Source organism: Chromobacterium sp. Panama (assembly GCF_003052555.1).
Lineage (GTDB): Bacteria > Pseudomonadota > Gammaproteobacteria > Burkholderiales > Chromobacteriaceae > Chromobacterium.
Map to the genome: position 1 here is coordinate 3,752,727 of NZ_QARX01000001.1, position 24,171 is coordinate 3,776,897.

Genomic DNA, 24,171 nt, shown 5'->3' on the forward strand with positions numbered 1-24,171 from the left:
AACAATATCTTGAAGACTTTCGCCCAATTATCCGCCGCTGCGCGCCGAGACCTGCCGGCGAACCGTCTCTAATATATCACCATCACGCTGCCGTCCGCTTGAACTTGCCCGCGTATCACCCGCCCGGAAGCCATGCGCACCGACACTTGCTCGCCCTCGGCGGCATTGCCTATCGCCAAACCGTCGGCCGCCGCGGCGAAGCCCTCGCCCGAGGCCACCACTTTGACCCGCTGGTTGCTGTTCACCAGATAAGGCGCGCGCACCATGAAGCTGCGCAGCCAGGCGCCGGCCGGCGCGCCGGAGCGCATGGTCTTGCCTATCGCCTGCTGCAGATCGTCCAGCACATTGCGCGCCAGGCTGGGGTTGGCCACCTCGACCAGGCGCAGGTCGGCGGCGCTCAGCACCTCGCCGGCCGCCACCGCGCGGCTCAAAGCCACGCCCATTTTCTTTTCATTGATCCGCACCGGAATCCGCAGCGCCCACCCCAGTTCCGGGCAGGACACCGCGACGAAGGTGGAACCGGTGGTCACCCCCGGCGTCGCCCAATCCGCCTTGGGCTGCGCGCAGGCCGGCACCGCCAGCTTGCGGTCCAGCTGCCCCAGCGTCCAGGTGGCCGGCCGCATCGACAACTCGTGCTTGAGAAAGTCGCCGGCCAAAGCCTCCAGCCGCCCCAGATCCTGCATGGCGGCCGACGCCGCCACGCTCCAGGCGCAGCACATCATCCACAGTAGTAAACGTCGCATTCCCGCATTCTAGCGCAAGCGGGCCCAGGGCTGCAGCCTGGGGCCGCTATTGACAATGCGATGCATACATTCAAATAATCGTTCGAATAGAGCTTAGACTCTTAAATCTAAATTAAATAAAACCAAAGTTTTATCCGGAAGGGGACATTCCAAATGCGCAAGCGCCTGAACACGCTGGCCGTGGCCACTCTGCTGGCCCTGCCGGCCGCCGCCAACGCCTATAGCAATTTCTATTTTTTCGGGGACAGTCTGACCGACACCGGCGCCTTCGGCGGCCTGGGCGGCCTGCCATCCAACGCCCGATGGACCTTGGGCTACGGCACCGGCTGGGCCGAAGTCCTAGCCAAGCACTATGGCCAGAACGTATCGCCCAACAACAGCCTAAACAGCCACATCGCCAATACTGCGGGCAATAATTACGCTCAGGGCGATGCGCGCGCGCAGCCGGCCAGCCCGCCCAACACCAATCCGGACACCCCCAGCCAGACCCCTGCAGCCGATGCGATCGCAGTCACAGACCTGCCGGGCCAGATCAACGCTTATCTGGGCCAGAAAGGCCAAAAAGCCGACCCCAACGCGGCCTACGCCATCTGGATAGGCGGCAACGACGTCATTGCCGCCGGCAGCCAAAGCGATCCGACCGCCTATCTGGGCGCCTCCGCCGGCTACACCGTACAAGCCGTGGCCGCGCTCAAGGCCGCCGGGGCCAATACCATCATCTTGCCCAATCTGCCTGATATCTCGGCGGCTCCACTCTCTGTGCTCGCCGCCATTCAGACCGCTCTGCCCGGCGCCGGCAACGCCGGCAAAGTCGTCGCCGCCTGGGGCGCCGCATGGCAGATACTGAGCTCCGGTCAAACCAGCAATTCCCCCGCCCTGATCAATCAGGCGCTAAGCCAGGCGGAGACCGCCGCCGGTCTGAGCGCCGGCACGCTGAGCAGCGTTTACGCCGCGGTGCAGCCCAATCTTCAGAAAGGCGCCAGCGGCTACAACCAGTTGGTAGACATGGCGCTTAGCGCCGGCAATCTGCAACACGGGATCGTCAGGGCCAATATATCGGGTCTGTTCACGGAGCTTCTGGCCAATCCGCAAGCCTATGGCTTCAGCAATACCTCCGGCGCGGCCTGCCCTCAGTCCGCGCTGTACTGCCTGGCCGCCGTCATACCTGGGCAAAGCTATCTGTTCACCGATGCCTTGCACCCCACTCCGGCCGCCTATCAGCTGATTGGCGACTATATATACGGCCTGCTGCAAGCGCCCTATTTCGCCGGCGCGCTGCCGGAGTCCGCGCTGAACAACGCCCGCCAGTTGGGCGGGACGCTGGATAGCCGCTACCAGGCCATCCGCGCGCAGAAGCGCGAAGTCGGCGCGGTCAGCGCCTTCGTCAGCGGCGCCTTCAACGACGACAAGGTCGGCTACGACGACGTATCCGCCAAGCCGCAAGGCCGGCTGTACACCGTGGGTCTGGACTTCCAGGCCAGTCCGGCGCTGAGCCTGGGACTGGCGATGTCCCGCCAGAACGGCAAGACCGACATCAACGGCATCGCCACGCCGGGCAGCGTAGACGACCGCAGCACCTTGATGAGCGCGCTGTTCAGCTATAAGCAGGAGCGGTTCTGGCTGGACGGCGACGCCCACATCGGCGCCGGCGATATCGACACCCGTCGCCAGGTCTCGCTGGGCGCGGCCCGGATCACGCTGAACGGCACGGCGCGCCAGAGCCAATACGGCCTGCGCATCGGCGGCGGCTACCGTTTCCCGCTGGGCGCCTACCGCACCGGCCCCATCGCCGGCCTGGACTACGCCCACGTCAAGGTGAACGGCTTCACCGAGCAAGGAGGCAACAGCAGCAGCATGGCCTTCAACGCGCAAAACGGCACCTCCCTGGTGGCGCGCGTCGGCTGGCAGCTGGAAGCCGACATCGGCCGTTTCAGCCCCTACGCCAAACTCAGCTACGCGCACGAGTTCAAGCGCGACGACCGCGTGGTCACCGCCGGCCTGGCCACCACCCTGGGCGATTACAGCGTCAAGCTGGGCAAGCCCAAGGCGGACTGGCTGGAATGGACCGCCGGTCTCAGCGCCCAATTGAGCAAGAGCGTGTCGATGTTCGGCCAGCTCAGCGCCGCCAGCGGCCGCAGCGGCAGCAATCAGACCGCCGGCAATATCGGCGTGGCGCTGACGTTTTAAGAGCCTGTTCAATGTCTGTCGCGCGTCGGCGAGAGGGATGGAACGGGGCCTTGAACAGGCTCTAACGCCGCGGCGGACGCAAAAAAAAACGGCCCCTGGGGGCCGTTTTTTCGTCCGACGCGCGTCAGCTCAAACTGCACTCGATAAAGGCTTTGACCTCGCCGGCGTCCGCCGGGAACACCGACACTTTTTGCGGCAAGTCCTCCAGACCGTCGAAACCGGCCGGCCGCGGCGGATCGCGGTCCAGCGCTTCGCGTATGGTGGCGGCGAACTTGGCCGGCAAGGCGGTTTCCAGGCAAACCACGGTTTCGCCGGGGCGGCGCAGCTCGCGCGCCACCTTGACGCCGTCGGCGGTATGGGTGTCCACCACCACGCCGTCTTCGCGGTCCAGCTGGCGAATGGTGGCCAACCGGTCCGCATGCGCGCTCTTGCCGGAAGCGAAGCCGAACACCTCGGCCGCGGCGGCCGTTTGCGCGGCGGACAGCGTGAAGCCGGTGCCGGCGTCCACCTGGCGCCACAGCGCTTTCAGCGCCTCGGGGTCCCGTCCCAGCAGATCGAACACAAAGCGCTCGAAGTTGGACGCCTTGGAGATGTCCATCGACGGGCTGGAGGTGACATAGGTGTTGGCCGTGCCGCGCGGACGGTAGGCGCCGGAGCGGAAGAACTCGTCCAGCACGTCGTTCTCGTTGGTGGCCACCAGCAGGCGTTCTATCGGCAAGCCCATCTGCCGCGCGATGTGGCCGGCGCAGACATTGCCGAAGTTGCCGGACGGCACGCAGAAGCTGACCTTCTCCTCATTGCCGGCGGTGGCGTTGAAATAGCCCTTGAAGTAATACACCACCTGAGCCACCACTCGCGCCCAGTTGATGGAGTTGACGGTGCCGATCTTGTGGCGCGCCTTGAAAGCATGGTCGTTCTGCACCGCCTTCACGATGTCCTGGCAGTCGTCGAACATACCCTTGATCGCGATATTGTGGATGTTGGCGTCCTGCAGGCTGTACATTTGCGCGCGCTGGAACGGGCTCATCAACCCGTCCGGACTCAGCATGAACACCTGGATGCCCGCCTTGCCGCGCATCGCGTACTCGGCGGCGCTGCCGGTGTCGCCCGAGGTGGCGCCCAGGATGTTCAGGCGCTCGCCCTTCCTGGCCAGCACGTATTCGAACAGATTGCCCAGCAGCTGCATCGCCATGTCCTTGAAGGCCAACGTCGGGCCGTTGGACAGTTCCAGGACGGCCAGGCCGTCGTGCAGCCGCTTGAGCGGCGTGATCGCCTCGCTGCCGAAAGCCGCGCGGGTATAGGTGCGCTCGACGATGGATTTGAGATCGTCTTCCGGGATGTCGGTGGCGAACAAGCGAATGATTTCAAAAGCCAATTCGGCGTAGGACAGGCTGCGCCAGGCGTCCAGCTGCTCGCGGCCGATCTGCGGATAGCTTTCCGGCAACACCAGGCCGCCGTCGGGCGCCAGGCCCATCAGCAGGATGTCGCTGAACGATTGCGGGGCCATGCCGCCGCGGGTGCTGATATAACGCATCAGGGGGTTTCCAGATATTGGGCGCAGGCGGCGGAGGCGTCCTTCATCCGCTGTTTGCCGCGCGGGTCGTCTTTCTTGATCTGGCCGGTCAGCACGCCCATCACCTCTTCCGAGGAGAAGCGGCCGGCCAGATGCTGGCTGGCGCATTGGCAGTATTTCTGCACTTGCTCCGAGGAGCGCTGGCCGACGCCGTCCGAGGCCGGCGTGCGCTTGACGCAGCCTCGCATCAAAAAGCCCTGCAACAGGCTGTGCTGACCGGGGGACAAGGGCGTCGCCCCGGCGCTCGCCAGGATCAGACCGGCGCCGAGGCCGGTCAGCCAGCGTTTAATCATTCAGCTCTTCCATGCGCAGGCGCACCACCTTGCCGGTAATGCTTTCCAGCGCCTCGATGCCGGTGATGGCGCGGTCTATCGCCTGTTCCTGAACGCGATGGGTCAGGATCACCACCTCGGCGGTGCCGTCGGACACCGAGCCTTTCTGGATCACCGCCTCGATCGAGATGCCGTTCTCCGCCAGCAAGCGGGTGATGTTGGCCAGCACGCCGGCGCGGTCGGCGGCGCCGATGCGCAGATAGTAGGAGCTGACCACGTCGGAGATCGGCAGGATGGGCAGGTTCTGCAGCTGGTCCGGCTGGAAAGCCAGATGCGGCACGCGGTGCTCCGGGTCCGCCGTCAGCAAGCGGGTCACGTCGACGATGTCGGCCACCACCGCGGAGGCGGTGGGCAGCGCGCCGGCGCCGGCGCCGTAGTACAAGGTCGGCCCCACCGCGTCGCCCTTGGCCAGCACCGCGTTCATCACGCCGTTGACGTTGGCGATCAGCTGGCGCGCCGGGATCAGCGTCGGGTGCACGCGCAACTCGACGCCGGCGGCGGTGCGCCGGGTCAGGCCCAGCAACTTGACGCGGTAGCCCAGCTCCTCGGCGTACTTGATGTCGCGCCCTTCCAGCTTGCTGATGCCTTCCAGGTAACAGCGGTCGAACTGCATCGGGATGCCGAAGGCCAGCGCCGCCATGATGGTGAGCTTGTGGCCGGCGTCATGGCCTTCGATATCGAAGGTGGGATCGGCTTCGGCGTAACCCAGCTGCTGCGCCTCGGCCAGCACTTCGGCGAAGCTCGCGCCCTTGTCGCGCATCTCGGTCAGGATGAAGTTGGAGGTGCCGTTGATGATGCCGGCTATCCACTCGATGCGGTTGGCGGACAGGCCTTCGCGCAGCGCCTTGATGATGGGGATGCCGCCGGCCACCGCGGCCTCAAAGGCCACCATCACGCCCTGTTCTTGGGCGCGGGCGAAGATTTCGGTGCCGTGCAGCGCCAGCAGCTTCTTGTTGGCGGTGACCACGTGCTTGCCGTTGGCGATGGCCTTGAGCACCAGTTCCTTGGCCACGGTGTCGCCGCCTATCAGTTCCACCACGATGTCGACGTCGGGGTTGTTCACCACCTGCATCGCATCGGCCACCACGTCCACGTCCGGACCCAGCAGCGATTGCGCGCGCGCCTGATTGCGGTTGGCCGCCTGCAGCAGGCGGATTTGACGGCCGGCGCGGCGGCTGATTTCCTCGGCGTTGCGTTTGAGAACGGTGGCGGTGCCGCCACCGACAGTCCCCACGCCCAATAGGCCGATATTGATCGGTTTCATTCTTGCTCCCTGTCTCTAGTATTCTGTCCCTGCCCGCGGCGGCCAGGCGCAAGATCCTTGCGCGCGGCCCGCGCCGGCGGCCGGCCCTGATCAAGAGCCGCGCCGCCAGGCCGCTGCTGGCGCAGCGGGCGCGTGTCCCAAGTTTTCCTTGGCAGCGGACGCTATCCGCTGTCAAGGAAAGCCTGATGGCCAAACGGGGGCCGCAGCCCCCGTCCGCCGGCTCAAGCCGCCATGATTTCAGGCTTCGCCGCCGTGGCGCTTGCGATAGTTTTCCAGGAAGCGCGCGATGCGGCCGATGGCCTCCACCAAATCGTCCGAGTTGGGAAGGAATACCACGCGGAAGTGATCGGGCGCAATCCAGTTAAACCCTGAACCCTGCACCAGCAGCACCTTTTCCTCCTGCAGCAGTTCCAAGATGAACTGCTGATCGTCGCCGACCGGGTAGATCTTGGGATCCAGCTTGGGGAACAGGTAGAGCGCGCCCTGCGGCTTGACGCAGCTGACGCCGGGAATGTCGGTCAGCAGTTTGTGCGCCAGGTCGCGCTGGCGCGCGAGGCGGCCGCCCGGCGCCACCAGATCGTCAATGCTCTGGTAGCCGCCCAAGGCGGTCTGGATCGCGAACTGCGCCGGCACGTTGGCGCACAAGCGCATCGAGGCCAGCATGTTCAGGCCTTCGATATAGTCCTTGGCGTGTTTCTTCTCGCCGGACAGAATCATCCAGCCGGCGCGGTAGCCGCAGGCGCGGTAATTCTTGGACAGGCCGTTGAAGGTGACCACGAACAGATCCGGCGCCAAGGAGGCGATGGAGGTGTGCTTGACCTCGTCGTACAGCACTTTGTCGTAGATTTCGTCGGCGTAGATGATCAGCTGGTGCTGGCGCGCCACTTCCACGATCTGCTTGAGCAGCGCCGGCGGGTAGACCGCGCCGGTGGGATTGTTGGGGTTGATCACCACGATGGCGCGGGTGGCCGGCGTGATCTTGGCGCGGATGTCGTCGATGCTGGGGAACCAGCCCTGCACTTCGTCGCACAGATAATGCACCGCCTTGCCGCCGGCCAGGCTGACGCCGGCGGTCCACAGCGGGTAATCCGGCGCCGGCACCAGCACTTCGTCGCCGTTGTCCAGCAGCGCCTGCATCGACATCACGATCAGCTCGGACACGCCGTTGCCGACGATGATGTCGTCCATGCCCACATTGGGCAGCTGCTTTTGCTGGGCGTAATGCATGATCGCCTTGCGCGCAGCGAACAGGCCCTTGGAATCGGAATAGCCGGAGGCGGACGGCAGGTTGACGATCACGTCCTCGATGATTTCGTCCGGCGCGAAGAAGCCGAACGGCGCCGGGTTGCCGATGTTCAGCTTGATGATGCGATGGCCTTCGTCTTCCATCTTCTTGGCGTGCTCAAGCACCGGACCGCGGATGTCGTAACAAACGTTGGCGAGTTTTTGCGATTTATGGACTGGCTGCATGACGACAATGGTTTCCGTGGCTTGCCGCCCGCCGGAGACGGCGGTCTTGCCCTGGCGGCGCGGTTTGTGTTCTTTCATCTGATCTCTTTGGATGTCCCCGCTGAAGCGATGACCACGTTGACGTTGTGGCGGCAATCAGCGGCGGGGTCGAGTTATAATCCTATCCCAATCTCTGATGCACTGCAGCAGGTATTCGCGCCCGGAAAGGGCCGTCCGCCGCAGCGCTCGCAATCGGGAATCCGCTCACATGAAAATGCAGCAATCGCTGGGGCAAGGCCGCAACTTGTTCACCGGCTATGGCGACGGCCATGTTCTAATCAACGCCCAGCGCCACGAGGGCAATCTGATCGTCACCGCGGACAGCGTGGCACCCTGGCCGGTGGACGCTTTCGAGGCTTTGCAGGAAAGCCATTTCAGCGCGCTGCTGGCGCTGCAGCCGGAAGTGGTGCTCTTCGGCACCGGCAAAAGCCTGCGCTTTTGCCATCCACGCCTGTCCGCCGCGCTGGCCAACGCCGGCATAGGCGTGGAAACCATGGACACCCAGGCCGCCTGTCGCACCTTCAACATCCTGCTGGCGGAAGACCGCCGCGTCGTCGCCGCGTTGCTGGCGATCTGACTCAGACGGCGGCCGGCCGCGCCGCCTGCGGGCACATCCACACCAGCCAGGCCGCCAGCAAGGCCGGCGTCGCCGCCAGCATGAACAGGCTGGCCAGGCTCCAGTCCTGGCGCAGCAGCTCGCCGCCCAGCCACGGTCCCAACACCGAGCCCACCCGGCCCACGCCCAGACTCCAGCCCACCCCGGTGGCGCGCAAGGAGGTGGGATAGGCGTTGGCCGCCAGGGCGTTGATCGCCGGCTGGCCGCCCACCACGCAAAAACCGGCGGCGAACAATAAGCCGAACAAGCCGGCCTGCTGCGCCCCCCACTGCCCCAGCATGGCCACGGCGGCGGCGGCCAGCGCGAAACTGGGCAGCATCACCCGCAAGAAACCCAGTCTGTCTATCCAGACCCCCAACAGCAAGGTGCCGGCCACGCCGCCCAGTTGCAGCGCGGCGCCGGCGAGGATGGCGTTTTGCGTGTTCAGGCCGGCGTCCCGCGCCAAGGCCGGCATCCAGTTGGACAGGAAGTAGAGCAAGAGCAGGTTCAGAAAGCTGAGCGCCCACAAGGTCAGCGTCAGTCGCGCGCGGCCGGCCCGAAACAAATGCGGCAACGACGCCGCGGCGACGGGTTCGCGCAGCGCCAGGCTGGACGCCGCCGCTCCGCTCATCGCCGGGTCCAGACGACACAGCCAGGCCAGCGCCTGTTCCCGCCTTTGCCGCGACAACAGAAACTGCAGCGACTCCGGCAATTGCCGCCACATCCACAGCGCCAGCAGCAGCGGCGCGACGCCGCCGGCCAGGAACACCGCGCGCCAGCCATGCGCGGGCACCAGCCAGGCCGCCAACAAGCCGCCCAGCAACGCGCCGACGGTAAAGCCGCAGGAAATCAGCATCATCATGCTGACTCTGCGCCGGCTCGGGCTGTACTCGCCGGCCAGCGCCATCGCGTTCGGCATGATGCCTCCCAGGCCCAGACCAGTCAGGAAGCGCAGCCACAGCAGCTGCTCCAGCGTGGCGGCGAAGCCGGTGGCCAACATGCCCAGGCCGAACCACACGGTGCACAGCAGCAGCAAGGTACGGCGGCCGAAGCGATCCGCCAGCGGACTGAACAGCAAGGCGCCCAGCAGCAGACCCAGCAAGCCGGCGCTGAACACCGGCCCCAAGGCCGGCTTGGCCAAGCCCCAGTCCGCCAATAGCGCCGGCGCGACGTAGGCCATGGCCTGCACGTCGAATCCGTCCAGAATCATCAGCAAGCCGCAGATCAGCAGCAGCCGGCGCTGAAACCCGCCCAGCGGCCGCTGATCCAGCCAGGCGTCTATCTCCAGGCGAGAAGCTTGCGTCATCCCCATCCCCATTTATGCAAATGGCAATAAAGATGTTCGCAAACCGCCGCCCGGTCAAGCCGCGTCAACGAAAAGCCCACCTCGAAGGTGGGCTTGGCATTGGACGGGAGCGGCTCAGTGCAGCTTCAAGGACGGCCGCGCGGCGCGGCGCAGCTTGTCGCCGACGTAGAGCAGAGTGGCCAGCACCCAGCCATGCACCGCCGCCTGATGCATGCGGTACAGCGAGCTGTAGATCAGTTTGGCGCCGAGGCCTTCCACATAGTAATCGCGTTTGGGGCCGACCACCGCCGCCAGGCTGCCCACCGCGCTGTGCTTGCCCAGCGACACCAGCATGCCCTGCGGTTTGAAGACAAAGGGCTTGCCCTGACGACCAGCCACGCGCCGGCTCAATTCGTCCGCCAGATAACGCGCCTGCTGGTGCGCCACCTGGGCGGTGGCCGGCAGATTGCGGCCGCTGTCGCCGTCCGGCGCCTCGGCGCAATCGCCCAAGGCGTAGACGCAGGCGGCGCCCTGGCAACGCAGCCACTTATCCACCTGCAGTTGATTGATGCGGTTGGTCTGCAAGCCGGCGAGGCCGGCCAGCCAGGTCGGCGCCTTGACGCCGGCGGCCCAGACGGTGATGTCGGCCGCCACCTTGTCGCCGCCCTGCAATTCCACGCCGTCGGCGCGCACCGCCGCCACCCGGCTGCCGGTCAGCACCTTGATGTTGCGCGCGGCCAATTGCTCCTGGGCGTAAGCGGACAAGGACGGCGGCGCGGCGGCGAGGATGCGGTCCGCGCCTTCGATCACGCTGATTTCCACGCGCTCCGGCTGCAGGCGCGCGCCGTAATGATGCAGTTCGCACAGGGTGTGGTTCAGCTCCGCCGCCAGTTCCACCCCGGTGGCGCCGCCGCCGACGATGGCAATGCCCAGCTTGGACAGCGGTTGCTGGCCGCTGCTGCAGCGGAAGGCCAGTTCCAGCACCCGGTGACGCAGCTTCTCCGCGTCGTCCGGGGTGTTCAGAAACATCGCGTGCTCGCCGACGCCGGGCGTGCCGAAGTCGTTCGCTTCCGCGCCCACCGCCAGCACCAGCCAGTCGTAGGGCACCTCGCGCGGCGGGCTCAGCTGCTCCCCGCCGGCGTCGCGCACTTCGGCGAGCTGAATGCAGCGCCGCTCGGTGTCCAGCGACTGCATATAGCCGAATTCGAACTCGTAGCCGTTACGATAGCCATGGGCGAAGTAATTGACCTCGTCCTCGCCGGTGTTGAGCGCGCCAGTGGCCACCTCGTGCAGCAGCGGTTTCCAGATATGGGTGGGCGAACCGTCGACCAGCACGACGCGGGCCTTGTGTTGCGCGCCCAAGCTGCGTCCCAGACGAGTGGCCAGCTCCAGGCCGCCGGCGCCGCCGCCGACGACGACGATGCTGGGCAATGCGGAATTGCGACTTAACATGACAGATCCTTACAAGGTAGAAATCACTAAACAAGCGTTCTGGCGGCAGCACGCTTGTTTAGTGAGTTCTTGCTTCAGATCAAAACGGAAGTATGCACAGACTGGCAGGGCAAGCCAATCTTTCCGTGCCACAAAATGCCGAAGACATTATAAAAAGCAGCCTCCGGGCAAGGCGCCGCCACGCTGTGGACGGTACAAGGGGGAAGATCAGGGCGAGGCGCGGCCGGCAAGAATGGCCGCGCAAGAGGAGAAGAATGCCGGCGCGGCCAGGCCGCGCGCTGACTGCCGACTTAGAATGGCGCTTTGGCGTCGAAGCTCATCTCTTCGCGAGTGATGGGGTGGCGCAGCGTCAGGCGATCCGCGTGCAGCAGCAGGCGATCGGCCTTGGCCAGCACCGCTTCCGGCGCGTAGATGTCGTCGCCCAGGATGGGGTGGCCCAGATGCAGCATATGCATGCGCAGCTGATGGGCGCGGCCGGTCAGGGGCTCCAGCTCCACCCGGCTGGTCTGGCGCAAACCGTCGCGCAGCACCACACGGAAATGGGTGATCGCCTGCTTGCCGTGTTCGAAATCCACCTTCTGACGCGGACGGTTCGGCCAATCTATGATCAGCGGCAGATCCACGGTGCCGCTGTTCTGTTCCACGATGCCGTCCACCACCGCCACATAGCGCTTGTCCACCTTGCGGTCCATGAAGGCGATGGACAGTTCTCGCTGCATGCTGGCGCCGCGTCCCATCACCACCAGGCCGGACGTCGCCATATCCAGCCGGTGCACGGTCAGCGCGTCCGGATAGACCCGCTGCGCGCGGCTGATCAAGCAGTCCGCCTTGTCTTCGCCGCGCCCCGGCACCGACAGCAAGCCGGAAGGCTTGTTCAGCACCAGCAAGGCCTCGTCGGCGTAAATCACGTCTAGGCCCGCGTCCGGCGGCGGATTGTAATGTTCCAGATTATGGCGAATGGTCATGAGAGCAATGGGCAGGAAGGCGGAAAAAGTCGGCGATTATCTGCGCTAAACGCTGTTGCGACAAGCTGTTGCCATGATTTTTCGCCAGCGCTGTCTCTTGAAATACACAGCCGGCGGCAGCATTCTCAAAATTATCGGGACCGGCGGCGACAAGCGACGCCGGTCTTCCCAGCATAGTCTGAAAAGGAATCACCGCATGGCAGAGCGCTTTTACATCGATCCCTACCAAACCCGCCTGGAAACCCGCGTGGCGCGGCATGACGACGCCGGCCTGGTGCTGGAGGACACGCTGTGCTATCCGCTGGGCGGCGGCCAGCCCGGCGACAGCGCCGCGCTGAGCTGGGACGGCGGCGGCTGTGCGATCAGCGATACCCGCCGCGACCGCGAAACGCGCGCCATCATCCACCTGCTGCCCGCCGATGCGCCCCGGCTCGCCGCCGGCACGCCGGTCGTCCTGGAACTGGATTGGGCGCGCCGCCACCGCCACATGCGCATTCACACCTGTCTGCACTTATTGTCCGTGGTGATCAAGGCCGGCGTCACCGGCGGCAATCTGAGCGCCGAATCCGGCCGTCTGGACTTCGATCTGCCGGAAGGCATGGAGTTGGACCGCGAGCACATCGAGCGCGAGCTGAACCGGCTGGTGGCGGAGGACCGCGCGGTGCGCATCGAAATGAGCAGCGGCGAGGCGCTGCGGCGTCAGCCGGAGCTGATCAAGACCATGTCGGTGACGCCGCCGCTGCACCTGCCGGAAATCCGCTTGATCAATATCGACGGCATCGATCTGCAGCCCTGCGGCGGCACCCATGTGCGCAGCACCGGCGAGATCGGCCCGGTCGTGGTCAAGAAGATTGAAAGCAAGGGCGCGCGCAATAAGCGGGTGGTGGTGGCGCTGCGCGACTAAGAACCGGCTCAAAGCCTGCGCTCAGGCTAGCTCGCGAGACTTTGCACTGCCGCTAAGCCCCCGTCGGCGCGGCCAGCCTCCGGCTGACCGCGGCCAGCTCGGCCTTCAGACTGTCGACGAAGCGCTCCAGCAGCGGGGAGGCGGGCCGGTGCAGCGGCCGCACCAGATTGACCGCGAACGGAATCGACACGCTGAAGCGCCTTGCGGCCAGGCCTGAGCCGGCATAATCCAGCGCCGTCAGCGGATTGACGACGGCCACGCCTATGCCCTGCCGCGCCATCGCGCATACCGAGGCGGCGCTATGAGTCTCCACCACCATGCGCCGCTTGACCCCCCGCTCGGCGAACACCTGATCCAGCTGTTGCCGATAGCTGTCGGTCGCCGCCAGGCTGATGAAGGCCTCGCCTTCGAAATCCTCCGGCGCCAACACCGTCTTGCTCAGCAGCCTATGCCCCTCCGGCAACACGCACAGCTCGTCCGCCAGCAGCAAGGGCTCCATCCGCGTTCCCGCCGGCGCGTGCGCGCTCTCGCTCAAACCCAGGTCATGACGCTGCGCCGCCAGCCACTCTTCCAGCAAAGGCGACTCCTGCGGCGCGATGTTCAGGCTGATGCCCGGCGCTTGCGACAGAAATCGCCGGCACGCCGCCGGCAACAGCGATTGCGCGAATACCGGCAAACAGGCAATCGATAACTGCCCCTGCTCGAACTGGCGAATCGCCGCCGCGCTGCTGACGATGCGTTCCAGGCCTTGATAGCTGCGCTGCACTTCCTCGAACAACTGCAGCCCCTGCGCGCTTGGCCGCAAGCGGCCGCGGCTGCGCTCGAACAAGACCATGCCCAGCAATTGTTCGCAACGCGCCAGTTCTCGGCTGACCGTGGGCTGCGAGGTGCGCAGCAGGACGGCCGCCTCGGTGACGCTGCCGGTGGTCATCACCGCGCGAAACACTTCAATGTGGCGCAGACTGATTTCCATCCCCTACCCCTTGCGCATAGACGGCGCCAAGCCCGCCTTTCCCCTTGGCAATCCATATCATAAATGAAAGAAGCAGCGATAATTTGATATTTTATTTTTGCCGCGGCGCACGCCATGATGCAGCTGTCTATCACCTACGCCATCGCCACGCCATGAAATGCTTCGACGCCCGCCAACTGGCCGAACTCGCCCGCCAATACGGCAGCCCGCTCTGGGTGTACCACGCCGACACCATTCGCCGGCGCATTGCCGAGCTGAAAGGCTTCGACGTGATCCGCTATGCGCAAAAAGCCAACTCCAACACCCATATCCTCAGCCTGATACGGGAACAGGGCGTCAAGGTGGACGCGGTGTCGCTGGGCGAAATCGAACGCGCGCTGGCCGCCGGCTATCGGGCGGACTCCGCCGAGCCTTCCGACATCGTCTTCACCGCCGACGTGCTGGACCGGGCCACGCTGGCGCGAGTGGCGGCCGAGGGCATCGCCGTCAACGCCGGTTCCATCGACATGCTGCGTCAGCTGGGCGCGGCTTCGCCCGGCCATAGGGTCTGGCTGCGCGTCAATCCCGGCTTCGGCCATGGCCATAGCCAGAAAACCAATACCGGCGGCGAGAACAGCAAGCACGGCATCTGGCATGAACAGGTGGCCGACGCGCTGGCGGTGATCCGCCAGTTCGGCCTGCACTTGGTGGGCTTGCACATGCATATCGGCTCAGGCGTCGATTACGGCCACCTGCAACAGGTCTGCGGCGCCATGGTCAGGCTGGCGACCCAGTTGGGCCACGACATCGAGGCGATCTCCGCCGGCGGCGGCCTGTCCATCCCTTACCGCGACGGCGACGCCCGCATCGACACCGCGCATTATTTCGAGCTGTGGGACGAGGCGCGGCGGCGGATCGCCGCGCACCTGGGCCACCCGGTGCGGCTGGAGATCGAGCCCGGGCGTTTCCTGGTGGCGGAATCCGGCGCCCTGATCTCCGAGGTGAGGGCGGTCAAAACCATGGGCAGCCGGCGCTTCGTGCTGGTGGACGCGGGCTTCAACGACTTGATGCGCCCCGCCATGTACGGCAGCCACCACGATATTTCCGTCCTCAACGCGGACGGCGAGGAAAAATCAGGCGAGCGCGCCCCCTGCGTGGTGGCGGGCCCCCTGTGCGAATCGGGGGATGTCTTTACCCAACAGGAGGGCGGCGTGGTGGAAAGCCGCCTGCTGCCGGAGGCTCAGGTAGGGGATTTGCTGGTGTTTCACGACGCCGGCGCTTACGGCGCCACCATGTCGTCTAACTACAATAGCCGGCCGCTGCTGGCCGAGGCCATGATAGACGGCGCCTCCAGCCGGCTGATCCGCCGCCGTCAAACCATGGCGGAGTTGCTGGAGCTGGAACGCGTCTAAGTCCTGCTCAGCTGAGCTTCAGGTCGGCCAGCGTCTCCTGGAAGGCCTGATAGATGTCCTGATAACTGGCGTAGCCGTCGAACACGCCCACCACCTGGGGCGATTGCAAACCGCGCGCCAGCAATTGCTGGCCGCGGCGCGAACGCGGACTCAGCGCGCGCAGCCGCTGGCTGCGTTCGTCCCAATACACCAGCTTGGCTTCGTCCGCGCCCTCCAGCCGTGAAATCAGTTTGTCCACCTGCTCCGCCGGTTGCAGCATCATGCGGTGGGAAACCCTCTTGCCAAGTGCGGATGCATATTCCATGAGTCGTGTCCGGTGCTTCGCAGTGGGCCGCGAGCGATCCATACTGCTGATTGGAAAAACCTTGCCGGCCCCAGCCTCCGGAAAGGCCGTCAGCCGGCAACACCACATATTTTTCGCAATAAGAGAAGGCACCACAATCGGATTAATCTTAAATTCCCGACGAAAAACTGGATGGATAAAATGACAAAAGGGCGCCGAAGCGCCCTTTGCTGCCGCCGGACAAGCCGCCGGAGCAAACCTTTTTAGTTTTTCAGCACCATATTGTTGATGACGAACTTCACGCCCGGCACTTTTTCGGCAATCTGCCCCGCTTTGAACATCTGCTGGTCGTCGGTCATGCCGCCTTCAATCGTCACCTCGCTCTTCTTGCTGCTCACCTTCAGGCTCAGCGGCTGCAGTTCGGCATCGCCGTTCAAGGCCTGTTGCACGCTGGCGGCCAACTCTTCATCGGTCGGCGGGGTCTGCTCGGCGTAAGCCGGCAGGCCGGCGGACAGCAAGGTGGTCAACAACAAGGCGCGGATGCAAAAACGTTTCATCAGATTCTCCAGTGATATGGCCTGCATGCGCTCAAGCCCAAGCTTCAGCGCGAATGTTTTACCGCATACTAGCGAGGAAACTTTTCAATTTTGTTGCCGGTCCATGACAACGCGGCGCGACGGTCTCGCCTGTTGGCGCCGCCGCAACAATCGCCGCGGCCGTCATCGCCCCGTCATGCGCGTCCCAGCGTAGAATCAGACCGGTTCGCAGCGCGTCGCTGCCCTAGCCCCGTTTCAGAGAACTTAGCGCATGTTAAAAAAATGGCTGTTGTTACTGCTTGTCGTCGGCCTGGCCGCCTGCTCCACTTCCAGTCCGCCCGGCAAGACGGGCGGGGCGGGGCGGGAAAGCGGCGCGCCGACCGCCTTGCCGGCCTGGAGCCAGCAGGACTTGGGCGATACCCTCGTCGCGCTGAAGCAAAGCTGTAAGGCCATCGCCAGAAAACCGGGCTGGACCGAAGTGTGCCGGCAAGCCGACGGCATCGCCGCCGACAACGCGCAGGCGGTGCGCCAGTTCTTCGAAAACCGCTTCGCCGCCTGGAAGGTCAACGACGGCAGCCGCGACAGCGGCTTGATCACCGGTTATTACGAACCGCTGCTCAGCGGCAGCCGGACGCGCAGCGAACGCACCCCCTGGCCGGTATACGGCATCCCTGCCGATTTTTACAGCGTGGACGTTCCGCCCTCGGTTCGCGGCAAGTCCAGCCTGATGGCGCGCCGCAGCGGGCCCAACCGGCTGGCGCTGAGCGCGGCCGGCGATATTGAAATCCGCCCCGGCGACTTTCCCGCCGACAACCGCGGCACGCGGCTGAAGGGCCGCCTGGAAGGCAAACGCCTGCTGCCGTATTACACCCGCGCGGAAATCAACCAGGGCAAGGGCGTGGCCAACGCGCCCATCCTCGCCTGGGTCGAAGATCCGGTGGAGCTGTTCTTCCTGCAGGTGCAGGGCTCGGGCCGCATCCAGCTGGACGACGGCAGCTTCATCCATATCGGCTACGCCGAGCAAAACGGTTACGGCTATCAATCTATCGGCAAATGGCTGGTGGACAAGGGCGAGCTGACCATGGGCGACGCGTCCATGCAGGGCATCAAGGACTGGCTGGCGCGCAATCCGCAACGCCGGCAAGAGCTGTTCGCGGTGAATCCCAGCTATGTGTTCTTCAAAACCTTGCCGGGCGACAACGGCGGCCCCATGGGCGCGCTGGGCGTGCCGCTGACCGGCGGCTACAGCATCGCGGTTGACCCGCGCTACATCCCGCTGGGCGCGCCGGTCTACCTGCTCACCACCTGGCCTCACTCCACCCAGCCGCTGGCGCGGCTGGTGCACGCCCAGGATACCGGCAGCGCGATCAAGGGCGCGGTGCGCGCGGACTTCTTCTGGGGCTTCGGCACCGAGGCCGGCATGTACGCCGGCAGGATGAAGCAGCAAGGCAATCTGTGGATGCTGCTGCCCAAAGGCATGAACCCGTCCCAGGCCCTGTAAACCTTTAGCCTTCTCCGGCGGCTCATCCCTGCTTGCGCCGCCGCTTCCGCGCCCCGCGGTCCTCCTCCAGCACACCCATCCCGTCTTCTCGCCGTCCCGCGACGTCAGCGCCGCCTCACACTCTGCTGCGCCTGGCGTGACGCAAAGCGCTGAGCGCCGCCCGAAGCCCTCATCCGCCGTGCGTGGATTCCGTTTCTCAGCCGCAAGGCCTTGTCTCTCTCGCTTGCGAGAACGTAAACAGGCGGCCAAAACCGCCGCCGCGCCAGCGCCAAGCCAAATTCATCCTCAATAGCCTGATCCGCCCCAAGACCAATCAAAGCCTTGCCTGGCAAGGCTTTGCCGGCCCACCCAAATTATTCCATACGAATTATCGTTTATCGAATTTTCCTAATATTGACTTTCATCAAACGCTGAACACGGCGAAATAAATAATATTTTCGAAATTTTATATTTGAACGTTTTTATTTATTTGTTCGATGGAGATGAAAATGACGACAATCGATAAGGCGCCTCCCAAGATCAGCGTCTTCGCCTTCGTCATGATCACCGCCGCCGTGGTCGTCAGCGTCCGTACGCTGCCGATGACGGCGCAGCCGGGGATGATGACGATTTTCCTGACCTTGGCGGCCGCGCTGCTGTTCCTGGTGCCCACCGCGCTGGTGTCCGCGGAGCTGGCCACCGCCTGGCCGCAGGACGGCGGCCTGTTCATCTGGGTGCGCGAGGCCTTCGGCGAGCGCATGGGCTTTGTCGCGGTGTGGATGCAGTGGATACAGATGGTGTTCGGCATGACCTCCATCATCATGATCATCGCCGCCACCTTCGCCTATGTGTTCGACCCTGCTCTCGCCAGCAACAAGCTCTATATGCTGGCGATGATTCTGGGCATCTGGTGGGCCTGCACCCTGGTCAACATGCGCGGCGTGAAAACCCTGGGTTGGGTCTCCACCATCTGCGTGAGCCTGGGCGTGTTCCTGCCCGGCGTTGTGCTGATCGGCTGCGGCATCGCCTATCTGGCCGGCGGCCACCCCATCATGACCGACGTGTCCTGGAGCTGGAACAATCTGGTGCCCAGCTTTAGCGACAGCGGCACCCTCGGCCTGTTCATCGGCTTCATCTTCGTGGTGATGGGCATGGAGGTGTCGGCGTCCAATGTGTCCTCCATCAAGGATGCCCGCCGCAATTATCCGATCGCCATCATCCTGGTGTCGGTCATCATGGTGCTGCTGTCCGTGATCGGCTCCGCCGCGATCTTCATCGCCATCCCCAAAGAAAAGATCTCGATGACCGCCGGCCTGATGCAGGCCTTCGAGCTCTACTTCAATCAATGGGGCATGGGCTGGCTGGCCCCGGTCATGGGCCTGTGCATCGGCCTGGGCCTGGTGGGTCAGGTGAACTCCTGGGTGCTGGGCCCGGTGCGCGGCCTGCAAGCCACCGCCGATTCCGGCGCGCTGCCCAAATTCCTGCAGACGACCAATCGCCATGGCGTGCCGGTGACCCTGGTGCTGATCCAGGCGGCGGCCATCACCATCGTCGGCGTGCTGATCACCGTGATGCCCAATGTGGACAACTTCTACTTCATGCTGATGGGCCTGACCGGGCTCGTCTATCTGGTGGCCTATCTGTTCATGTTCTCCGCCGCCATCTATCTGCGCTACAAGCGCCCGGACGTGGAACGCAGCTTCCGCGTTCCCGGCGGCAAGGCGGGCATGTGGATCTGCTCCGGCCTGGGCATCGCCATCTCCCTGCTGGCCGGTTACCTGGGCTTCATCCCGCCGGGCAGCTTCCATGGCTCCGCGCATGAATACCTGCAGTTCCAGCTCATCGGCCTCGCCGTCATGCTGGTGATTCCCTTCCTGGTGTACGCCTACGGCCAAAAAGCCAAGCACGCCCGTTCCGCCGGCGTCGCCCCGCGCACCTCGCCCGCCAGCAAGGCTCGTCCCGCCGAAGGCAAATGAGCCGGCTCACGCCTCTCTTAAATAACAAGGTTACTCAGTCATGACCAATCCGACTTTCTCCCCGCTTAACGTCGATGCCCTGTTCATCGGCCCCAAATCCGAAAACCGCGTGTTCTTCAAGGAAATGATGGAATACGCCGTGTCCGAACACCTGCACTGGCGCGCGGACTTTCACCCGGAAGACCCGGCGCTGGTCACCCCGGTGGAACAGCACGCCGGCGATTTCCGCCAGACCCTGTACCGCACCGAAGGCATCTTGCGCCAGCTGTCCTCCAAGCTGAAGAACACCTCGGTGCCCTGGTTCTCGCCGCGTTATCTGGGCCATATGAATGCGGACACGCTGATGGTGTCCAATCTGGCCTACGTGATGACCATGATGTACAACCCGAACAACTGCGCGCACGAAGCCTCGCCCACCACCACCGAACTGGAAGTGGAAGCCGGCCTCGATCTGTGCCGGATGTTCGGCTACGACCCCAAGCGCAGCTGGGGCCACATCACCTCCGGCGGCACCGTGGCCAACTACGAAGGCATGTGGGTGGCGCGCAATCTGAAGACCATGCCGCTGGCCATCGCCCAGCATGAAAAAGCCCGCGATCTGGTCGCCGGCAAGAGCGAGCGCGAACTGCTGAACCTGTCGCCCAGCGCGGTGCTGGACCTGACCGACGAATTGAAAAAACGCGGCCTGTTCGAAGAAGTGCGCGCGATGTCCTGCCGCGGCGTCGGCATCAAGCAAGGTTCGCTGGGCAAGATCCTGGTGCCGCAATCCAAGCACTACTCGTGGATGAAGGCGATGGACGTGCTGGGCATCGGCCAGGAACACATCGTGCCGCTGCCGGTGGACGAGAACTACCGCACCGACGTGGCCAAGATGCGCGAGATCACCTTCCGCCTGATCGAGGAAGGCCACCCCATCCTGGCCATGGTCTCCGTGGTGGGCACCACCGAGGAAGGCTCGATCGACCATGTCGACGAAGTGATCAAGCTGCGCGCCGAGTGCGAACAGAAATACGGCGCCTCTTTCTACGTGCACGTGGACGCGGCCTACGGCGGCTATGTCCGCGCGATGTTCCTCGATGACAACAATCAGTTCATGGACTACGACGCGCTGCTGGCCCGCTACCGCGCCGAAGACATCATCCCGGCCGGCGTGACCTGGCCCAAGCGCGACGTCTATGAAGGCTTCAAGGCGATGGCGGAAGCGGACTCCATCACCGTGGACCCGCACAAGGTGGGCTACATCCAGTACGCGGCCGGCGCCGTCTGCATGAAGGACAAGCGCATCGTCGACCTGATCTCCTACCACGCGGCCTATGTGTTCGAAGAAGTGGACGAGGCCGAAGGCGCGGACACCAAGGTGGTGCTGGGCTCCTCCATCATGGAAGGCTCCAAGGCCGGCGCCACCGCCGCCGCGGTATGGGCGGCCCACCGTCTGGTGCCGCTGAACATCGGCGGCTACGGCAAGGTGATCGGCCGCGGCATCGTCACCGCCGACTGGTTCGCCCAGCGTCTGGCCGCCGCCAAGCCGCTGACCGTCGGCCGCCGCCAGTTCGAAGTGCGTCCCATCATGCACCCGGACTTCCACATGGTGAACTTCACCTTCAAGGAAATCGGCAACGACAGCCTGGAAGACCACAACCGGCTGAACAAGAAGATGTACGAGATCTGCTCCTACGCTTCCGGCCGCACCTACACCAACGACTTCCTGACCTCCTCGACTTCGCTGTCGGTGGAAGAGTACGGCGACACCCCATGGCACTACGTGGCCAGCCGCGGCTTCAGCCGCGCCGAATGGGACAAGGTGGAAAGCGTCTACATCCTGCGCGCCGCGGTGATGACCCACTTCCTGCGCAAGGCCGAGGACTTCGACGCCTACTGGGAACAGCTGCGCGAAGTCTTCGCCGCCAAGCTGGCCCAGATCGTGGACATGGAAGACAAGGCCGGCGCCGACGCCCTGATCGCCGCCTGATCCCCCTCCGCTCCCGGCCTGGCCGGGAGCGTTTTTTTCACTACCAGACCCAATACCGACTATGAGTTTGTCCGGTTTTTACGAACGCATCCTTCTCTTCATCAAGGATGGTTGAGGATTCCACATGCAAGTCAATTTCAAGGCCATCGGGGCCACCTTGCTGATTTCCGGCACCATGCTGGGCGCGGGCATGCTGGCGCTGCCGCTGGTGTCCGCCGGCATGGGCTTCGGCTACGCCTGCCTGACCCTGTTTCTGATCTGGGCGCTGATGACCTATACCGGCCTGATGCTGCTGGAGGTCTGTCTGTCCTTTCCCGAAGGCTACGGCTTCGACGCCATCGCCCGCTCGCTGTTCAACGCCAAGGGCAGCTATCTGATCAACGCCAGCCTGTTGCTCCTGCTCTACGCGCTCTCCTCCGCCTATATCTCCGGCGGCGGCTCCACCTATCAATCCGGCCTGCACCAATACCTGGGCCTGACCCTGTCGCCCGGCCAGGTCTCGCTGGCCTTCACCGCGCTGATCGGCGGCATCGTCTTCGCCAGCACCACCGCGGTGGACAAGGTCAACCGGCTGCTGTTCAGCCTCAACATCCTGATCTTTCTCTCGCTCAGCGCGGTCATTCAGCCCTATGTCGACACCGGCAACCTGTCGGAAAACACGGACTCGGCCAAATACATGCTGGCCGCCATCCCCATGTTTCTGACCGCCTTCGGCTTTCACGGCAGCGTGCCCAGCATGGTCAAATACCTGGGCCGCGACCAGCCCCGCACACTGCGCAATGTCTTCATCGCCGGCAGCCTGATTCCCATGGGCGTCTACCTGCTGTGGGTGTTCAACACGCTTGGCGCGCTGCCGCGCTACGGCAGCCACAGCTTTCAGGCCATCTCCGCCCATAACGGTTCGGTGGGCATGTTCCTGGACGAATTCCACGCGCTGGTGCCCACGCCGCAAGTGCCCTCCCTGCTGTCCGCCTTCTCGTCCATCGCGCTGTTCACTTCTTATCTATGCGTTTCGCTCGGCCTGTTCGACGCCATGGCCAGCACGCTGAAGCGCGGCGACAGCCTGCGGCAGCGGCTGCAGACCGCGCTGATCACCTATCTGCCGCCGCTGGGCTTCGCCCTGTTTTTCCCCAGCGGCTTCATCGCCGCGCTGGGCGCCGCCGCCATCTTCCTGGTGATTCTCGCCATCTTGTTCCCGGCGCTGGCCCTGATCAAACTGCGCCGCCAGGACAACTACCAGCCCGGCTACCAGGTCAGCGGCGGCGGCACCCTGCATTGGGCGATAGGTGGTTCCGGCCTCGCCATCATCCTGTTCCAGATCCTGGTGATGCAAGGACTGCTGCCCGTGTTCTGACGGCGCAAGCGCGCCGTCGTCCGGACGCGCGGCCAATACGGCCGCGCGCCGCAATCATGGAGGTAAACGAAATGAAGCAATCGACCCTGATCCGGGATCTGCAGCAACGCGGCCTGATCTCGCAGGCCACCGACGCGGACGCGCTCGACGCGCTGCTGTCCCGGGAAACGGTCACCCTATACTGCGGTTTCGACCCCACCGCCGACAGCCTGCACCTCGGCCACCTGGTGCCGCTGCTGTTGCTCAAGCGCTTCCAGATGGCCGGGCACCGCCCTATCGCCCTGGTCGGCGGCGCCACCGGCATGATAGGCGACCCCAGCTTCAAGGCCAGCGAGCGCAAACTCAACACCTCGGACGTGGTGGCCGGCTGGGTGGACAAGATCCGCCGCCAGGTGGAACCCTTCCTCAGTTTCGAAGGCGACAACGCCGCCCTGATGGCCAACAACCACGATTGGTTCGCCCAGATGAGCGCGCTGGACTTCCTGCGCGACGTCGGCAAGCATTTCTCGGTCAACGCCATGATCAAGAAGGAGTCGGTGCAGCAGCGGATCAACCGCGACGATGTCGGCATCTCCTTCACCGAGTTTGCCTACAGCCTGCTCCAGAGCCACGACTTCGTGGAGCTGAACCGCCGCTTCGGCTGCAAACTGCAGATCGGCGGTTCCGATCAATGGGGCAATATCACCGCCGGCGTCGACCTGGTCAGACGGGTGACCCAGCAACAGGCCTTCGGCCTGACCATGCCCTTGATCACCAATAGCGACGGCACCAAGTTCGGCAAAAGCGAAGGCAACGCGGTGTGGCTGGACCCGAGCAAGTGCTCACCCTACGCCTTCTACCAGTTCTGGCTGGGCGCGGCCGACGCCGACGTCTACCGCTTCCTGCGCTACTTCACCTTCTTGTCCAACGAGGAGATCGAGGTCATCGAGGCCGAGGACCGCACGTCCGGCGGCAAGCCGCGGGCGCAACGCATCCTGGCCGAACAAGTGACCGAGCTGGTTCACGGTCCGGCCGCGCTCGCCGCCGCCCAGCGCATCACCCTCAGCCTGTTCGACAACGATGTGGAGCGGCTCGGCGCCGCGGACTTCGCCCAACTGGCGCAAGACGGCATGCCCCGGCTGGCCTTGCCGCGGCAGTCCACGCCCTTGGTCGACGCCTTGGCGGACAGCGGCCTGGCCGCGTCCAAAAGCGAGGCCCGCACGCTGCTGCAAAGCGGCGCTGTCAGCGTCAACGGCGCCAGGGCGGACGCGTTGGACGCGCGCCTGGAGCAGGCCGACCACCTTCATCAGCGCTACACGCTGTTGCGACGCGGCAAGAAACAGTACTGTCTGTTGATTTGGGAGTAAGCGCGTGAAACGGCCCGGGCGCTGAAGCGCCGGGCTCGCCCCGTCCGGCCGCCC

At 64.6% G+C, this 24,171-nt stretch carries 20 protein-coding genes; 9 read left to right on the forward strand and 11 right to left on the reverse strand.

Going from position 1 to position 24,171, the window contains the following annotated elements:
* Positions 1-68 precede the first annotated feature (68 nt).
* Complete coding sequence (flgA, locus tag DB032_RS16995) at positions 69-743, reverse strand: flagellar basal body P-ring formation chaperone FlgA (protein WP_227104876.1); 675 nt, start codon at positions 741-743, stop codon at positions 69-71.
* A gap of 153 nt (positions 744-896) precedes the next feature.
* Here flgA and DB032_RS24835 point away from each other — a divergent pair, with 153 nt between their 5' ends.
* Positions 897-2,930, forward strand: a complete 2,034-nt coding sequence (locus tag DB032_RS24835) for an autotransporter outer membrane beta-barrel domain-containing protein (protein ID WP_107800510.1) — start codon at positions 897-899, stop codon at positions 2,928-2,930.
* 124 nt (positions 2,931-3,054) lie between these two features.
* Here the strand turns inward: DB032_RS24835 and thrC are convergent, their stop codons facing one another.
* From thrC to DB032_RS17020, 4 genes are all read right to left on the reverse strand, one after another.
* Positions 3,055-4,464, reverse strand: a complete 1,410-nt coding sequence (thrC, locus tag DB032_RS17005; protein ID WP_107800511.1) for a threonine synthase — start codon at positions 4,462-4,464, stop codon at positions 3,055-3,057.
* Positions 4,464-4,796 carry a hypothetical protein gene (locus DB032_RS17010; protein ID WP_107800512.1) on the reverse strand — a complete coding sequence of 111 codons (333 nt, stop codon included), beginning with the start codon at positions 4,794-4,796 and terminating at the stop codon, positions 4,464-4,466. The genes thrC and DB032_RS17010 overlap by 1 nt, the downstream gene beginning before the upstream one ends.
* Positions 4,789-6,099 (reverse strand): homoserine dehydrogenase, encoded by a 1,311-nt coding sequence (locus DB032_RS17015; RefSeq protein WP_107800513.1) that lies wholly within the window; start codon positions 6,097-6,099, stop codon positions 4,789-4,791. The genes DB032_RS17010 and DB032_RS17015 overlap by 8 nt, the downstream gene beginning before the upstream one ends.
* Positions 6,100-6,336: 237 nt before the next feature.
* Positions 6,337-7,569, reverse strand: a complete 1,233-nt coding sequence (locus tag DB032_RS17020; protein WP_107801954.1) for a pyridoxal phosphate-dependent aminotransferase — start codon at positions 7,567-7,569, stop codon at positions 6,337-6,339.
* A gap of 247 nt (positions 7,570-7,816) precedes the next feature.
* Between DB032_RS17020 and DB032_RS17025 the strand changes: the two genes are divergently transcribed.
* Complete coding sequence (locus DB032_RS17025; RefSeq protein WP_107800514.1) at positions 7,817-8,185, forward strand: Mth938-like domain-containing protein; 369 nt, start codon at positions 7,817-7,819, stop codon at positions 8,183-8,185.
* Between the two features lies 1 nt (position 8,186).
* Here the strand turns inward: DB032_RS17025 and DB032_RS17030 are convergent, their stop codons facing one another.
* From DB032_RS17030 to DB032_RS17040, 3 genes are all read right to left on the reverse strand, one after another.
* On the reverse strand, positions 8,187-9,509 hold the full coding sequence (locus DB032_RS17030; protein ID WP_107800515.1) for an MFS transporter: 1,323 nt from the start codon (positions 9,507-9,509) through the stop codon (positions 8,187-8,189).
* Positions 9,510-9,623: 114 nt separating this feature from the next.
* Entirely contained in the window at positions 9,624-10,940 is a 1,317-nt protein-coding gene (locus DB032_RS17035; RefSeq protein WP_107800516.1) for an NAD(P)/FAD-dependent oxidoreductase, read from the reverse strand.
* A gap of 290 nt (positions 10,941-11,230) precedes the next feature.
* Entirely contained in the window at positions 11,231-11,905 is a 675-nt protein-coding gene (locus DB032_RS17040; RefSeq protein ID WP_107800517.1) for a pseudouridine synthase, read from the reverse strand.
* Positions 11,906-12,101: 196 nt separating this feature from the next.
* Between DB032_RS17040 and DB032_RS17045 the strand changes: the two genes are divergently transcribed.
* Positions 12,102-12,809: an alanyl-tRNA editing protein gene (locus tag DB032_RS17045; protein ID WP_107800518.1), complete on the forward strand. Its 708-nt coding sequence runs from the start codon at positions 12,102-12,104 to the stop codon at positions 12,807-12,809.
* A gap of 52 nt (positions 12,810-12,861) precedes the next feature.
* Here the strand turns inward: DB032_RS17045 and DB032_RS17050 are convergent, their stop codons facing one another.
* Positions 12,862-13,782, reverse strand: a complete 921-nt coding sequence (locus DB032_RS17050) for a LysR family transcriptional regulator (RefSeq protein ID WP_107800519.1) — start codon at positions 13,780-13,782, stop codon at positions 12,862-12,864.
* Positions 13,783-13,934: 152 nt separating this feature from the next.
* Between DB032_RS17050 and lysA the strand changes: the two genes are divergently transcribed.
* Complete coding sequence (gene lysA / locus DB032_RS17055) at positions 13,935-15,173, forward strand: diaminopimelate decarboxylase (RefSeq protein ID WP_107800520.1); 1,239 nt, start codon at positions 13,935-13,937, stop codon at positions 15,171-15,173.
* Between the two features lie 7 nt (positions 15,174-15,180).
* Here the strand turns inward: lysA and DB032_RS17060 are convergent, their stop codons facing one another.
* Together DB032_RS17060 and DB032_RS17065 are read right to left on the reverse strand one after the other, a co-directional pair.
* Positions 15,181-15,477, reverse strand: a complete 297-nt coding sequence (locus DB032_RS17060; protein ID WP_146176707.1) for a hypothetical protein — start codon at positions 15,475-15,477, stop codon at positions 15,181-15,183.
* 242 nt (positions 15,478-15,719) lie between these two features.
* Positions 15,720-16,013, reverse strand: a complete 294-nt coding sequence (locus DB032_RS17065) for a BON domain-containing protein (protein ID WP_158274334.1) — start codon at positions 16,011-16,013, stop codon at positions 15,720-15,722.
* A 250-nt stretch (positions 16,014-16,263) separates the two neighbouring features.
* On the opposite strand from DB032_RS17065, the gene DB032_RS17070 reads away from it, so the two are divergent.
* The 5 genes from DB032_RS17070 (at position 16,264) to tyrS (ending at position 24,117) form a co-directional block, all read left to right on the forward strand.
* Positions 16,264-17,493: a murein transglycosylase A gene (locus tag DB032_RS17070; protein ID WP_107800523.1), complete on the forward strand. Its 1,230-nt coding sequence runs from the start codon at positions 16,264-16,266 to the stop codon at positions 17,491-17,493.
* Positions 17,494-17,981: 488 nt separating this feature from the next.
* On the forward strand, positions 17,982-19,448 hold the full coding sequence (locus DB032_RS17075) for an amino acid permease (RefSeq protein WP_158274335.1): 1,467 nt from the start codon (positions 17,982-17,984) through the stop codon (positions 19,446-19,448).
* Between the two features lie 40 nt (positions 19,449-19,488).
* A complete protein-coding gene (locus DB032_RS17080) occupies positions 19,489-21,417 on the forward strand; it encodes a pyridoxal-dependent decarboxylase (RefSeq protein ID WP_107800525.1) in 1,929 nt (642 codons plus the stop codon).
* A gap of 124 nt (positions 21,418-21,541) precedes the next feature.
* Positions 21,542-22,771 (forward strand): amino acid permease, encoded by a 1,230-nt coding sequence (locus tag DB032_RS17085; protein ID WP_107800526.1) that lies wholly within the window; start codon positions 21,542-21,544, stop codon positions 22,769-22,771.
* Between the two features lie 71 nt (positions 22,772-22,842).
* Positions 22,843-24,117 (forward strand): tyrosine--tRNA ligase, encoded by a 1,275-nt coding sequence (tyrS, locus tag DB032_RS17090; protein WP_107800527.1) that lies wholly within the window; start codon positions 22,843-22,845, stop codon positions 24,115-24,117.
* Positions 24,118-24,171 lie beyond the last annotated feature (54 nt).